At 69.6% G+C, this 13,317-nt stretch carries 15 protein-coding genes; 10 read left to right on the top strand and 5 right to left on the bottom strand.

All coding sequences use genetic code 11. The features are described 5' to 3' along the window. Positions 1 to 22 precede the first annotated feature (22 nt). From EFY87_RS02940 to EFY87_RS02955, 4 genes are all read left to right on the top strand, one after another. Positions 23 to 835, top strand: a complete 813-nt coding sequence (locus tag EFY87_RS02940) for a TrmH family RNA methyltransferase (RefSeq protein WP_123269970.1) — start codon at positions 23 to 25, stop codon at positions 833 to 835. Between the two features lie 220 nt (positions 836 to 1,055). Continuing rightward, the gene (locus EFY87_RS02945; protein WP_123269971.1) at positions 1,056 to 1,271 is read left to right on the top strand and encodes a type II toxin-antitoxin system VapB family antitoxin; all 216 of its coding nucleotides are present in this window, start codon (positions 1,056 to 1,058) and stop codon (positions 1,269 to 1,271) included. Then, complete coding sequence (locus EFY87_RS02950) at positions 1,268 to 1,690, top strand: PIN domain-containing protein (protein ID WP_123269972.1); 423 nt, start codon at positions 1,268 to 1,270, stop codon at positions 1,688 to 1,690. The genes EFY87_RS02945 and EFY87_RS02950 overlap by 4 nt, the downstream gene beginning before the upstream one ends. A gap of 37 nt (positions 1,691 to 1,727) precedes the next feature. Beyond that, positions 1,728 to 2,360 (top strand): hypothetical protein, encoded by a 633-nt coding sequence (locus EFY87_RS02955; protein ID WP_123269973.1) that lies wholly within the window; start codon positions 1,728 to 1,730, stop codon positions 2,358 to 2,360. Positions 2,361 to 2,378: 18 nt separating this feature from the next. Here EFY87_RS02955 and EFY87_RS02960 read toward each other — a convergent pair whose 3' ends face one another. Together EFY87_RS02960 and EFY87_RS02965 are read right to left on the bottom strand one after the other, a co-directional pair. Next, positions 2,379 to 2,918 (bottom strand): YbhB/YbcL family Raf kinase inhibitor-like protein, encoded by a 540-nt coding sequence (locus EFY87_RS02960; RefSeq protein ID WP_123269974.1) that lies wholly within the window; start codon positions 2,916 to 2,918, stop codon positions 2,379 to 2,381. An 18-nt stretch (positions 2,919 to 2,936) separates the two neighbouring features. Beyond that, the gene (locus EFY87_RS02965) at positions 2,937 to 3,956 is read right to left on the bottom strand and encodes an LLM class flavin-dependent oxidoreductase (protein WP_220093474.1); all 1,020 of its coding nucleotides are present in this window, start codon (positions 3,954 to 3,956) and stop codon (positions 2,937 to 2,939) included. A gap of 73 nt (positions 3,957 to 4,029) precedes the next feature. Between EFY87_RS02965 and EFY87_RS02970 the strand changes: the two genes are divergently transcribed. The 5 genes from EFY87_RS02970 (at position 4,030) to EFY87_RS02990 (ending at position 10,263) form a co-directional block, all read left to right on the top strand. Next, positions 4,030 to 4,734, top strand: coding sequence for a lysophospholipid acyltransferase family protein (locus EFY87_RS02970; protein ID WP_123269975.1), 705 nt, complete (start codon positions 4,030 to 4,032; stop codon positions 4,732 to 4,734). A 129-nt stretch (positions 4,735 to 4,863) separates the two neighbouring features. After that, entirely contained in the window at positions 4,864 to 6,954 is a 2,091-nt protein-coding gene (locus tag EFY87_RS02975; RefSeq protein ID WP_123269976.1) for a RecQ family ATP-dependent DNA helicase, read from the top strand. A 64-nt stretch (positions 6,955 to 7,018) separates the two neighbouring features. After that, positions 7,019 to 8,068, top strand: a complete 1,050-nt coding sequence (locus tag EFY87_RS02980; RefSeq protein ID WP_123269977.1) for a glucose 1-dehydrogenase — start codon at positions 7,019 to 7,021, stop codon at positions 8,066 to 8,068. A gap of 33 nt (positions 8,069 to 8,101) precedes the next feature. Continuing rightward, positions 8,102 to 9,472, top strand: coding sequence for a DNA polymerase IV (locus EFY87_RS02985; protein ID WP_123269978.1), 1,371 nt, complete (start codon positions 8,102 to 8,104; stop codon positions 9,470 to 9,472). A 32-nt stretch (positions 9,473 to 9,504) separates the two neighbouring features. Beyond that, positions 9,505 to 10,263 (top strand): methyltransferase domain-containing protein, encoded by a 759-nt coding sequence (locus tag EFY87_RS02990; protein WP_123269979.1) that lies wholly within the window; start codon positions 9,505 to 9,507, stop codon positions 10,261 to 10,263. A 4-nt stretch (positions 10,264 to 10,267) separates the two neighbouring features. On the opposite strand, the gene EFY87_RS02995 is transcribed toward EFY87_RS02990, so the two are convergent. Then, positions 10,268 to 10,723, bottom strand: coding sequence for a MaoC/PaaZ C-terminal domain-containing protein (locus EFY87_RS02995; protein ID WP_220093475.1), 456 nt, complete (start codon positions 10,721 to 10,723; stop codon positions 10,268 to 10,270). Next, entirely contained in the window at positions 10,720 to 11,520 is an 801-nt protein-coding gene (locus tag EFY87_RS03000; protein WP_123269980.1) for a PIG-L deacetylase family protein, read from the bottom strand. The genes EFY87_RS02995 and EFY87_RS03000 overlap by 4 nt, the downstream gene beginning before the upstream one ends. A 45-nt stretch (positions 11,521 to 11,565) precedes the next feature. Here EFY87_RS03000 and EFY87_RS03005 point away from each other — a divergent pair, with 45 nt between their 5' ends. Continuing rightward, positions 11,566 to 12,402 carry a uracil-DNA glycosylase gene (locus EFY87_RS03005; protein ID WP_123269981.1) on the top strand — a complete coding sequence of 279 codons (837 nt, stop codon included), beginning with the start codon at positions 11,566 to 11,568 and terminating at the stop codon, positions 12,400 to 12,402. A gap of 177 nt (positions 12,403 to 12,579) precedes the next feature. On the opposite strand, the gene EFY87_RS03010 is transcribed toward EFY87_RS03005, so the two are convergent. Further along, on the bottom strand, positions 12,580 to 13,254 hold the full coding sequence (locus EFY87_RS03010; protein ID WP_123269982.1) for a Dph6-related ATP pyrophosphatase: 675 nt from the start codon (positions 13,252 to 13,254) through the stop codon (positions 12,580 to 12,582). Positions 13,255 to 13,317: the final 63 nt, after the last annotated feature.

Consider the following 13,317-nt stretch of genomic DNA (forward strand, 5'->3'; position numbering starts at 1 on the left):
AAGCGCCGTCTAGGCTTCGCTCGTGCCAGTCATCGAGATCACCGATCCTGCCGACGAACGGGTGCGCGACTACTTCAAGCTCACCGATGTCGCACTGCGCCGGCGGCTGGAGCCGGAGCGGGGGCTCTATCTCGCCGAGAGCGAGAAGGTCATCCGGCGGGCGCTCGGCGCCGGGCATGTGCCGCGGTCCTACCTGATGGGCCGCCGCTGGCTGACCGACCTCGCGGACCTGGTCGCGCAGGCGGACGCCGACGGCACCCCGGTGTATGTCGGCAGCGACGACGTCATCGAGGCAATGACTGGATTTCACTTGCACCGGGGCGCGCTCGCGTCGATGCAGCGGCCGGTGCTGCCGTCATACGCCGACCTGTTCGGTGATGGGCCGCGCTCCCGGATCGCAGTGCTGGAGGACCTGGTCGAGCACACCAACGTCGGCGCGTGCTTCCGGTCGGCTGCGGCGCTCGGGGTGGACGCGGTGCTGGTCACGCCGAGGTGCGCGGATCCCATGTATCGCAGGGCAATTCGCGTGTCGATGGGCACGGTCTTCCAGGTGCCGTGGACCCGGATCGAGCCGTGGCCGAGCGCCATCCCGGTGCTGCAGGAGGCCGGGTATGTCGTGGCCGGTATGACGCTGGCCGATGACGCGATCAGTCTGGACGACCTGGTCGCGCAGGACCATCCCCGGCTGGCGCTCGCCTTCGGCACCGAGGGCCACGGGCTGACCGCGGCCGCCGACCGGCTGCTCGATGCTCGGGTCACGATCCCGATGGCGGGCGGCGTGGACTCGCTGAACATCGCCGCGTCGTCGGCGGTCGCGTTCTATGCAACGCGGTGACAAGCCGGCGTGGATGGTGTCCCGAAGTCGCGACGGTCGCGCTTTCGGGACGCGAATCCGGGGTGGGGGTGTCCCGAAGTCGCGACGGTCGGGCTTTCGGGACGGGGATCCGGGGTGGGGGTGTCCCGAAGTCGCGACGGTGGCGCCGCGGGGACGGCTGAGCGGGCCGACAACATCTCCCTTCGCTATATAATGAGATATATAGCGAAGGGAGATCGTCATGGTAGTCACCAGCGTGGACCTGGATCCGACGTTGTTGGAGCGGGCGCGAGAGTTGACTGGCGAAAGGTCGAATCGTGCCGTGCTCGACCTGGCACTACGTCGCTTGATTGCATCCCGGCAGAAGGGCGCGATGATCGACGGCGTTCTGGGCCTGACCCATCTTCCCGAAGAGCTTGGGACTCCCGTCGTCTCCTACCCGCCGCCGGCTTCGTGACGGATTACCTGGTCGACAACTCTGTCTGGGCAAGGGCAATCGCCGGCGACGCGGGCATCGTGGCTCGGCTGCGGCGTATAGAGCGTGCACCGTCCGACCTTTTCGTCACTTGCCCGGCACAGGTTCTCGAGTTCTGCCACAGCGCCCGGTCCCCTGAGGAACACGATCGCCACCGAGCGCAGATGTCGCTCGGGTTTCCCCTGGAACGAGCTCCGGACGAATCGCTGGTGCTCGATATGCAGGGCGCACTGTGGGACTCCGGATTGGTGCGTGCTGCAGGTGCGGTGGACATCCTCATTGCCGGCTACGCGATCGTGAACCATGCGAAGGTATTGGCGGCTGACCACGACTTCGACCACATCGCGACGGTGAGCGACCTGCAACACGAGTACGTTCCGCCGTCGGTCGACTCCCTGTAGGTTCGTAACGGTCAGCTCACGACCGACCGGAGGAATCATGGACAGCACCACCTGGTGGATCATCCTCGCGATCGTGGTGGTGGTCGCGATCCTCGCGCTCATCGCGGTCTGGCAAGGGCGGCGCCGGACCGCAGCGCGGCGCACCGAGGCGCTGGAGTTGCGCGGTCAGGCCAAGGGCAACGCGACCACCGTGACCGAGGCGAAAGAGCGCGCGGCACGAGCGACGGCCGAGGCGGAGGAAGCTCGCGCGGCCGCCGAGGAGCAGGCGAAGAGAGCGAAGGAACTCGAACACGAGGCGCGCTTCGAGCAGAGCGCCGCCGCCGCGATCGAGCACGAGCAGGCCGAACTGCTGCGGAAGGCGGACCGGCTCGACCCGGATACCCCCACCGACCGGCGCGGCAACCGGATCGAAGGGACCGCGTCCGGCAGCGAGGGGGACAGCCCGATCGACCCCGCGACCGACCGCCCGGTGGAGGAAGCTGCGCGGCAGGAAGACCCGCACGTCGAACGCACGGGCCCGGATGGAGGCTCTCCGGTGCCCGAGCCGGAGCAGGACTCACCGGCGCCCGAAACCGAGTCGACGCAGGCGGATTCGCCCACGTCGGCCGCATCTGACGCGGAGCCCGACAACCGGGCCGTGCGCGACCTGCCGCCGCACGCGAAGGAGTGAATCCTCGCGAATATCAGGCTATTTCGCCTGGTACATCGCGGTGATCACCCCGCGGGCGAGCAAATTGCCGCCCGTGGTGAACGCGGCGACAGCTGGGCTCGCTGAGTCGTCGAGACCGAGGTCAGCGCCCACCGCGTGCACCGCGAACATGTAGCGATGGGGACGGTCGCCGGCGGGCGGCGCGGCACCGCCATACGCCTTGTTGCCGAAGTCGTTGCGCACATGGAAGGCGCCCGACGGCAGGTCAGTGCCCGAGCCCGCCCCTGCGGGAAGGGACGTCACGTCAGCCGGTATGCCGAGCAGCAGCCAGTGCCAGAAACCGGACGGCGTGGGTGCGTCCGGGTCGAAACACGTCACGACATACCCGGTCGTGCCCTCCGGGGCACCGCTCCAGGACAGTTGCGGTGATGTGTTGCCGCCGCTGAATCCCCAGTCGTCGAAGACCTGTTCGTCCGGCAACGGGTCGCCGTCGGCGAACGACTCACTGGTGACAGTCAGGGCCGCAGTCCGCGGCAACAGCGAATAGGGGTCAGGTGCTTCGGGGCGTTCCAGATCCATGACGCCACGCTACTCGCGTCACGCGCGGGCCGCCGCCATGATCAGCCGGTATGACGCCCGTCGCTCTGCCGCGTCGTGGACCATCGTGGTGATCATCAGTTCGTCGGCGCCACTCGCTGTGGCTCGCGCGGTAATGCCGGCATACACCTCGGGGCCGGTGCCGGACGTGACGAACCTTCCGAGGCGTTCGACCAGACCGTGCTCCTCGGGAGTCCATTCGTGAGCCAGCGCTTCCTCCGGGGAAGGAAGCGGTCCCGGCCGGTTCTGCCGGAGCCGCACAGTGGACAGGGACGCCGCCAGGTCGAGTTCGGTTGCGCGCTCAGGAGTTTCGGCTGCGATGGCCGACACCGCGAGCATGCTGTGCGGCTCGCTGGGGCAGTCCGGTCGGCCGTTCGGCTGGAACGAGGCGCGGTAGGCGTCGAACGCCTCCCGGGGGTCCACGCTGCCGAAATGCCCGGCGAAGGCGAAGTTGGTGCCGAGGAGACCGGCCGCCTGCGCGCCATACATGCTGGAGCCGAGGATCCAGACCGGCGGCAGCGGGACGTCGGTCGGCTGGGCGCTGATCGGCGCGAACGGGTGGTCGTCGGGGAAGCCATCGACATACGCACGCAACTCGGCGAACTGCTGCGGGAAGTCGTCGGCGATCAGCGCCTCCTTGCTGCGCCGCAGCGCGAACGCGGTCAGCTGGTCGGTGCCCGGCGCGCGACCCAGGCCGAGGTCGATGCGCCCTGGGTACAGGGCTTCCAGCACCCGGAATGTCTCCGCAACCTGCAGCGGCGCATGGTTGGGCAGCATGATCCCGCCCGCCCCCACGCGGATGCGCTCGGTCGCGGCGGCGACTGCAGTTATCATGACGACCGGCGAGGAGCTCGCCACACTGGGCAAATTGTGGTGCTCGGCGACCCAGAACCGTTCGTAGCCAAGTGATTCAGTCTCCTGCGCGAGCGCAATCGTTTCGCGCAGCGCGTCGGACGCGGTGCGCCCGGCGGAGATCGGGGACAGGTCGAGCACGGACAGGGGTATGGCGGTGTCGGTCACGACTCGTGCAACATCGGGAACCGGTCACGGCATTCCGGCGGGCGCGAGACCTACCCATCGGTAAGGTTCGCCCATGGAACCGATCTACACCGGCGTCATCACCTTCGCTCGAGGTGTCTTTGCCGTGCAGGGGCTGAAGTTCGAGCGGACCGGTTCGGAGCACATTCCGCGCACCGGCGGCGCGGTAATCGCGATGAACCACATCGGCTACTTCGACTTCGCCTACGCCGGCTATTCCGCGCTCGACGTCAGCCGGCTGGTGCGGTTCATGGCCAAGAAGGACGTCTTCGAGCACCGGCTCTCCGGGCCGTTGATGCGTGGCATGAAACACATCCCGGTCGATCGCTCCGCCGGAGCGGACGCGTATCATGCCGCGGTCGACGCGCTGCGCGCCGGTGAACTCATCGGCGTGTTCCCGGAGACGACCATCTCGCAGTCGTTCGAGTTGCGGCCGTTCAAGTCCGGTGCGGTGCGTATGGCGCAGGCAGCCGGCGTGCCGGTGATCCCGATGGTGTTGTGGGGTTCGCAGCGTGTCTGGACCAAGGGTCTGCCGCGGCAGCTGTGGCGGCCCAAGGTGCCGATCCGGATCGATGTCGGCGCGCCCTTCGCTATTGCGTCCGATGCGGACGTGGAGGCCGAGACAGCAGCGCTGCGGGAGCGCATGGCGACGATGTTGCACGCCGTGCAGGAGTCCTACGAGCCGCTGACCGGCGACGACCTGAAGTATCTGCCGGCCCGGCTCGGTGGCACGGCGCCGCTGCCGGAGGATGCCGGCTGACGCAATCCGCACCGAGTGACGCACGTGCAACTGCGTCACTCGGTGGCACCGGCGTCAGTCGCGGTATGCCGTGCCCTGAGAGGCCCCTGCGTGCGGAGGGTTGTCAGTGACCAGCCACAGACTGACACCATGACGAGCGTGACTGCACCGACCATCGAGACCACCGCCGACGAGGTCCTGTGCGTCCTGGCCGGTCCAGGAGCCCGGCTGCGCGACGGCCAGCTGGAGGCGCTGCAGGCACTGACGCAGCCCGGTGCACGGGTGCTGGTCGTGCAGGCGACCGGATGGGGCAAGTCGGCGGTCTACTGGATTGCGACCTCCTGGCTGCGTGCGCAAGGTCGCGGGCCGACGCTGGTGATCTCGCCGCTGCTGTCGCTGATGCGCGATCAGGTGGCCGCCGCCGCCCGGGCCGGGCTGCGCGCAGCCACACTGAACAGTTCGAACATCGGTGACTGGCAGCAGATCGAGGCCGCACTGGCGGCCGGGGAGATCGATGTGTTGCTCGTCTCGCCGGAGCGGCTGGCCAATCCGACATTCGGTGCGCGCGTCATGGAGCAGCTGACCGGCGCACTCGGACTGGTCGTGGTCGATGAAGCGCACTCGGTGTCCGACTGGGGCCATGACTTCCGGCCCGACTACCGCAGGGTCACCGACGTGCTGCGCCGGCTCAACCCCGAAACCCCGGTGCTCGCGACCACCGCGACCGCCAACGCCCGCGTGGTCGACGACATCGCCGCGCAGTTCGGCGACAGCACGCTGGTGCTGCGCGGCCCGCTGGCCCGGGCGAGCCTGCAACTCGCGGTGCTCCCGCAGCTCGACCCGTTGCAGCGCTTCGCATGGGTTGTCGACCACCTGCCGCGGCTGCCCGGGTCCGGGATCGTCTACACCCTCACTGTCGCCGACGCTGAACGTCTCGCGGAGGCGCTCCGCAGCCGGTATGGCGACGAGCTGCCCGTCGCGGCATACACCGGTCAGCTCGACTCCGATCGTCGCGAGGCACTCGAGGAGGACTTGCGCGCCAACCGGGTGAAGGCGCTGGTCGCGACGTCGGCACTCGGCATGGGCTACGACAAGCCGGACCTGGGATTCGTCATACACGTGGGGGCGCCGCCGTCGCCGGTGTCCTGCTACCAGCAGGTCGGCCGTGCCGGACGGGCCATCGACCACGCGCTGGTCGCGTTGCTGCCGTCGGCGGGCGACGACGGCGTGTGGGACTACTTCGCGACAGCGACGATCCCGAAGGAGCGGGAGGTGCGCCGGCTGCTGGACACGCTCGGCACTGCCGAAGACACCATGTCGGTGCCACAGCTCGAGGCCGAGACCGGGCTGCGGCGCACCAAAGTGGAGCTGCTGCTCAAGCAGCTCGCGGTCGACGGAGTGACCGAGCGTTCGCCGGACGGCTGGCGCGCCACCGGCCGGACCTGGAAGTTCGACCAGGATCACTACGACGGAGTGCTCGCCGTGCGACGTCGCGAGGCGGACATCATGCGGCGCTATACCGGTGGCGAGCAGTGCCTGATGCAGCTGTTGCAGGAGTCGCTGGACGACCCGCAGGCCGCTCCGTGCGGGCGGTGCTCGGTCTGCTTGGGCGCCCTGCCCGAGCCACTGGGTGCAGGAGCGCAGCCGGAGACGATCGCCGGTGTCAGGCGGGTGCTGCGCACCGAGCAGCACGTGCTCGATCCACGCAAGATGTGGCCCGGCGGCAGGTTCGGGCGGCGCGGCCGGATCCCGCCCGCCGAGGCGGCGGACGAGGGGCGGGTGATCGTGCATGCGAACGCCGTCGAGTGGGCCGACCTGCTCACCGGCGCGTTGCGGCAGGACGGGCCACCGCCGCCCGACCTGGTCGAGGCGTGCGTGCGCACTCTCGCCCGGTGGGGCTGGGCCGAGCGCCCGTCGCTGATCGTCGGGCTCAGTGCGACTGGGCACCCGCAACTGGTCGGCGGCGTCGTCGATGCGCTGGGCAGCGCAGGTCGGCTGCCCACCGCGATCTGGCAGGTGGGGGTGAGCACGCCCGAGGATGCAACGTCCGCGACCGAGGCCGCCTGCTGGCGTGATGCGTTCGCCGCGGCTGCGCCACCGGAGGTCGCCGGAGCTGTGGTGCTGCTGGTCGTCGACCAGTCGTCGTCCGGCTGGGTGACGACGCTCGCGGCCGCTGCACTGCGGAATGCCGGTGCGCAGGCCGTGCTGCCGCTCCTGCTGCACCGCAACATCGGCGGCTGACGCGGCGCTTGCCGGCCACCGGACGTTCATCGAACGGATGGCCAGGTCGGGTAGCTTCGCGGCCATGCGAGCTCTCACCGTCATACCCGGCAAGGCCGGAAGCCTTGCTGTGCAAGACGTTCCGGAACCGGACGATGCGCTGGGCGACGTTCTGGTCGACGGTATGGCGGTCGGCGTATGTGCCACGGACCGTGAGCTGGCCGAGGGCCTCTACGGCTGGGCACCGGCCGGGTCGGAACGCCTGGTGATCGGCCACGAATCGCTCGGCCGGGTGCGCACCGCGCCCGACGGCAGTGGATTCGCACCGGGCGACCTGATCGTCGGCGTGGTCCGGATGCCCGATCCGCGACCGTGCGGCGCATGCGCGCACGGAGAGTGGGACATGTGCCGCAACGGCGAATACACCGAGCACGGGATCAAGTCACTGCACGGCTTCGCCGCCGAACGGTGGCGCGTGCGGTCCGATCACGCGGTTCGGCTCGACCCGCGACTGGAGCCGGTCGGCATGCTGCTGGAGCCGACGACCATCGTGGCGAAGGCGTGGGAGCAGGTCGACCGCATCGGTGCGCGAGCGTGGTCGGATCCGCAGTCGGTGCTGATCACCGGCGCCGGGCCGGTCGGGCTGCTGGCCGCGCTGATCGGCGCCCAGCGCGGCCTGGATGTCCACGTGCTGGACCGGATGGCCGGCGGCGTGAAACCCGAGCTGGTCCGGATGCTGGGCGCGACCTACCACGCCGGCGACGCAGCCGAGCTGGTGGAGCGGCTGGCCCCGGACGTGGTCATCGAGGGTACCGGCGCGGTGCCCGTCGTGCGGGCGGTCCTGTCGAACCCGAAGCCCTACGCGATCACCGTGCTCACCGGTCTGTCCAACCCGGGCGAGCACGTCACGATCGATCTCGGTCCCGTCAATCGGGCGATGGTGCTCGGCAACGCCGTTGCCGTCGGATCGGTCAATGCGAACCTGCGGCACTACGAGACCGGTGCTGCGGTGCTTGCCGCGGCAGATCTCGGCTGGTTGCAGCGGATGATCACCCGGCGGGTGCCCATGGAGCGGTATGCCGACGCGTTCGCGGCACAGCCGGACGACGTGAAGGTCGTACTCACCGTCGAGTGAGCGGCTGTCAGAGCGGTCCGGAAGAATGGCGCCGTGCGTTCCACGGCCAGCATCATGCATCTGGACCTCGACGCATTCTTCGCCGCCGTCGAGCAGCGCGACAAGCCGTCGCTGCGCGGCAAACCCGTGTGCGTCGGGGGAATCGGCGCGCGCGGGGTGGTCGCCACCGCGTCATACGAGGCTCGCAAGTTCGGCGCGCGGTCGGCGATGCCGACGGCCGAGGCGCGCCGGCGCTGCCCGCCCGGCACCGCCTTCCTCTACCCACGCGGTGACGCCTACCGCGCGTCGAGCCGCATCGTCATGGGCCTGCTGCACGAGGCCTCGCCGCTGGTGGAGCAGGTCAGCGTCGACGAAGCGTATGTCGACCTCGCCGCGAGCGACGGCATCGAACTGACCCCGGAGGGCGTGCGTGCTGCCGCGCGTGAGCTGCTAACCGAAATCGCCCGCGCCACAGGCGGTTTGACCGCATCCGCGGGCATCGGGAGCTCGAAGATGCTCGCCAAGATCTGCTCGGACCTGGAGAAGCCGGCCGGCCTGGTGGTCGTGCCTCCGGGGCGGGAGCTGGAGTTGCTGGCGCCGATGTCCGTGCGGGTGATCAGCGGGGTCGGTCCGGCGACCGAGGCGCGGCTGCGGTCGTTCGGGGTGGAGACGGTCGCCGACCTGCAGCGGATGGAGCTGCCCGACCTGGTGAGCATCTTCGGGTCGGCGCACGGAGAGAGCCTGCACCGGCTGGCGCGTGCGCAGGATGATCGGCCGGTCGTGGTCGAGCGCGAGGCGAAGAGCGTGTCCGCGGAGGAGACGTTCGAGCAGGATGTCGTCGACCACGCCGTGCTGGACGCAGAACTCGTGAGCCTCGCTCGTCGCACCGCGGCCCGGCTGGGAAAGTCGGCCATGTTCGCGCGCACCGTCACGATCAAGGTTAGACAGCACGATTTCGCAACCTCGACCCGGTCGGAGACCCTGCTGCACCCGACCGGTGACGCGGGCGCGATCCTCGACGTGGCGCGGCGGCTGCTCGCCGGCGTGGACGTCTCCGGCGGGTTGCGGTTGCTCGGCGTCGGCGTGTCCGGCCTGAGCACACACGCACAGGAGCAGCTGCGGTTCGACGAGGACGCGGAGCAGGAGTTGCCGATCCCGGTGGACGCTGCCGAGGTGGACGTGCCGGCGACACCCGCTGGCGACGTCCGGCGCACGCCCGGCCCCGCGGCATACTCGACGGGGCCGCCCCAGTGGTGGCCGGGCCAGGACGTCGAGCACGAGGTGCACGGTGCGGGGTGGGTCTGGGGCAGTGGTCTGGGCCGGGTGACCGTGCGCTTCGAGGGCCCGACCACGGTGCCGGGTCCGGTGCGGACCTTCCGTGCCCGCGACGCCCAGCTGAGCAAGGCGGGGCCGCCGCGCTGGTGAATCCGGTTGACGGTACTTGGAAGATAGCTCCCATGCGGAGTTTTCGGGAACTCGTGGAAGAAGCGGTAGCGGTCGATGTCTCGGGCTGGGACTTCTCCTGGCTCGACGGGCGCGCCACCGAGGAGCGGCCGCCGTGGGGGTATGCCGGGCTGCTCGCCGCGGCCCTCGCGGATGCCCGCAGCGCGCTGGATCTGCAGACCGGCGGGGTAGAGGTGGTGGACTCGGCACCCACCTTGCCCGCGCGCATGACGGTCACCGAAGGCTGGCCCCCGAATGCGGTTGAAGCGCGAAAACGTTTGGGGCCCAGGGGAGTCCAAGTAGTTGAGATCGGTGTCGACGATCCGCTGCCGTTCGCGGACGGCAGCTTCGACCTGGTGACTTCCCGTCACCCGGTCCGGACCCCGTGGCCGGAGATTGCGCGTGTGCTGAGTCCCGGTGGGCACTACCTGGCGCAGCACGTCGGCCCGGAGTCGGCGTTCGAGCTCATTGAGTGGCTCACCGGTCCACTGCCGGCGCACGTGCGTGACGGCCGCCATCCCCGGCATGACCGGGACGGGGCCGCGAGCGCCGGGCTGGTCGTCGACGACCTGCGAACCGCCCGGTGTCGCATGGAGTTTCGCGACGTCGGCGCGGTCGTCTACATCCTGCGCAAGTGCGTGTGGTGGGTGCCTGACTTCACCGCCCCGAGGTATGCCGAGAGGCTGCTCGACCTGGACGCTCGGATCCGCGAGTCCGGCCCGTTCGTCGCGCATTCCACCCGGTTGCTGGTGCGTGCGTCCCAACCCGGGTGATGCGTCAGACCGACCTGCGGTCGTCACGCGACCGCATCAGGCAATCGACCTCAAGCTCGAAAACCTCCTTGCCCGCTTGGTTGCGCAGCCGTCCGTCGATGAGCACCCGGGACCTTCCTGGCCGGTCCGGCTCCACCGAGCGCACTGTGATCGAACAGGTGAGCACATCGCCGGCGCGGACGGGCCGCAGGAAGCGCACCTGCTCCAGGGTGCGACCGGCAATGACGTCATAGTCCTGGTAGAAGCCGTCGGCGGCGAGGCGCTGATAGATGGCAAGCGTGTGCACGCCGCTGGCGATCAAGCCCCCGAACTCGCTACGCGCGGCCCGCTGAGGGTCGATGTGGAAATACTGCGGGTCCCACGCAGTGGCGAAGCCGATGATCTCCGGCTCGGTCAGTTGGTAACTGCCGCAGTCGATTTCCTGCCCGACGGGGATGTCTTCGGCAGGCCGCAGCGTCACTGCTCACCGCCGAGGAACCAGGCATGCGTCATACCGTCCGGGCGGCCACGTTCCCGGAAATACTCCGTGCCGAACGAGGCGGCGAAGACCCCGCGCGGCATCGCCATGAACATGCCGATGTCGGAGACCTGGCTGCGGTGCGACTGCATTGCCGCCCGGATCCGGTCCAGATAACTGGAAACGTCGACGGCCCAGTGCAGTTCGGCCTCGGGAAGGCCCATCGGGTTGCCGTCGTCCATCGGGCCGTCGGGGTCGAGTTCGACCTCGATGCCCGCAGCCCTGGCCGCTTGGAGCTGGGTGCGCATCGCGTCGCGATTCATCGTCTCCTCGAGCACACGTGGCGCGCGGGCGGCGAGTGCCGCCGCGGCATAGGTGACGGTGTGGACCTTGACGTGGTCGGGGTGTCCGTAGCCGCCGTGCCAGTCGTATCCGACCAGGACGTCGGCGTCCTCCTCGTCCAGGATCGCCGCGAGCCGCGCGGCCGCCTGCTCCACGGGTGCCTGGTGGAAGGAGAGTGGGTCGGCGTTCTGCTCCCAACCTGTCATCCCGGAGTCGTGGTAGCCGAGCCAGGCCACTCGGGCGGTGCCGGTGACCCGCGCGGAGGCCTCGGCCTCGGCGCGCCGCCGGTCGGCAACGGTTTCGCCGGGAGCGAGATCGTCCGGCACCTCGCCGTGCTCGCCGCCGGTGGCGTAGACGACGACCACGCGGTGTCCCTCGTCGGACGCGCGTGCCATGGAACCGGCCGTCTGCGAGCTCTCGTCGTCGGGGTGGGCGTGGAAGAACACGATCGTGGACACCGGAGCATTTTGGCAGGACGGTGCGACACCGGCTATCAAGAGGTCATGAGCGAGCGCAGCGAGCACCCGGTCACGGGCGAGCCCTTCGCATCACCCGTGCCGCCGGGGACAGGATGGCCGGGCGACCCTGCGACAGCAGATACGCCGATCGCCCGAAACCCGGCTTCGGTGCTCCGGCTGGCGCGCAGCGCCGACAGCCTCGACGAGCTGGCCGCTGTGGAGTCGGCATGCCGGGCCTGTCCCCGGCTGGTGGCCTGGCGCGAGGAAGTGGCCACGACCGGGCGGCGCCGGTCGTTCGCGGATGAGCCCTACTGGGGCCGGCCGGTGCCACCTTTCGGTGATCCCGACGCGACCCGGCTCGTCATCGGTCTCGCGCCGGCCGCCAACGGCGCCAACCGGACCGGCCGGATGTTCACGGGTGACAAGTCGGGCGACTGGCTCTTCGCGGCACTGCACCGCGGCGGGTTCGCCAGCCAGCCTGACTCGGTGAGTGCGGGGGACGGGCTGGAGCTGACGGGGATCCGGCTGACGGCACCGGTGCGCTGCGCGCCGCCGGCGAACAAGCCGTCCACCTCGGAGAAATCCACGTGCGCACCGTGGCTGGCGCGCGAGCTGGAGCTATCGCAAGACCGGCTGCGCGTCATCCTTACGCTGGGCGGGATCGGCTGGGACACAACGATTTCCACCGTTCGCTCGATCGGCTGGGAGGTGCCGCGCCCGAAGCCGAAGTTCGGCCATGGCGCCCGCGCCACGCTGGGCAGTCCAGGTGGCCCGGTCGAGCTTGTGGGCTGCTATCACGTCAGCCAGCAGAACACCTTCACCGGCCGCCTCACCGAGGCGATGCTCGACGAGATCATCGCGATGGTGCAGGAGCTCGGCTGACCGTCGGAGCCCTGCGCGTCCGGCAATCACCTCGCGCCGCGCTATTTGGAGTATGCCCAGCGCGCGCCGGACCGCTCGCTCGGCATACTCCAGGCGCGGCCAGATGTCGGGAGCATGCCCAGCGCGCGCCGGAGCGCTCGCTCTGCATACTCCGGAGGCGGGATGGTGGGGCGATGCTCACGCCCCGCCGGTCTCGATCACGTCGCAGAAGACGAACCCGTCACGTGACACGACCTCACCGGTGCGGATCTCGACGGGACTCGCGAAGTCCGCGCAATCCCAGACGAACGTGTGGAATTCGCCGTTCTCGCCGCATGGGTCGACGCCGGCCGGTAGATCGGCGAGCAACTCCTCGTCATACGGGCGGCCCACGAACGAAGCGTCCAGCTGGGCCGGGTCGACGCAGGTCAGCACGGCGCGCAGCCCGCCGGCGACGAGGTCGTGCGCGAGGAGGTCGGTCGGTCGCCCCCAGAGCGGGAACAGCGGCTGCAGCCCGGTGCCGGCAAGCGCGGTCTCCCGGTAGGCGCGCACGTCCGCCAGGAACAGGTCGCCGAAGGCCACAGCCTCGATGCCGGATGCGCGAGCGTCGTTCAGTGCCAGCGTCATTCGTTCTTCGTAAGCCTCGTTGGAGCAGTGCTGCGGGATCTGCACCACGTGGACCGGCAGCCCCAGCCGCTCTGCCTGCGCGTGGAGCAGTGAGCGTCGTACCGCATGCATCGCGATCCGGTTGGCAGCTTCGTTCACCGTCACCAGCAGGCCGACGAGGTCGATCTGCGGATCCGCGCGCAACGCCCGCAGGGCGGTCGCGCTGTCCTTGCCGCTGCTCCAGCTGAGCCAGGTGCGTGTCGTCACGGATCGAGCGTATGACGTGCCCGAGCGTTGGGCCTGACTTCCGAACTCACCGGGAGTGTGGCA

The organism is Flexivirga caeni (genome assembly GCF_003724155.1).
In the GTDB taxonomy this organism is placed as follows: domain Bacteria; phylum Actinomycetota; class Actinomycetes; order Actinomycetales; family Dermatophilaceae; genus Flexivirga; species Flexivirga caeni.

Bases quoted from the DNA above. Each gene is read 5' to 3' on its own strand.
- EFY87_RS02975 (WP_123269976.1), top strand. From the start codon at position 4,864: ATGACGAGCGTGACTGCACCGACCATCGAGACCACCGCCGACGAGGTC.
- EFY87_RS02945 (WP_123269971.1), top strand. From the start codon at position 1,056: ATGGTAGTCACCAGCGTGGACCTGGATCCGACGTTGTTGGAGCGGGCG.
- EFY87_RS02970 (WP_123269975.1), top strand. From the start codon at position 4,030: ATGGAACCGATCTACACCGGCGTCATCACCTTCGCTCGAGGTGTCTTT.
- EFY87_RS02990 (WP_123269979.1), top strand. From the start codon at position 9,505: ATGCGGAGTTTTCGGGAACTCGTGGAAGAAGCGGTAGCGGTCGATGTC.
- EFY87_RS03005 (WP_123269981.1), top strand. From the start codon at position 11,566: ATGAGCGAGCGCAGCGAGCACCCGGTCACGGGCGAGCCCTTCGCATCA.
- EFY87_RS02955 (WP_123269973.1), top strand. From the start codon at position 1,728: ATGGACAGCACCACCTGGTGGATCATCCTCGCGATCGTGGTGGTGGTC.
- EFY87_RS02980 (WP_123269977.1), top strand. From the start codon at position 7,019: ATGCGAGCTCTCACCGTCATACCCGGCAAGGCCGGAAGCCTTGCTGTG.
- EFY87_RS02960 (WP_123269974.1), bottom strand. From the start codon at position 2,918: ATGGATCTGGAACGCCCCGAAGCACCTGACCCCTATTCGCTGTTGCCG.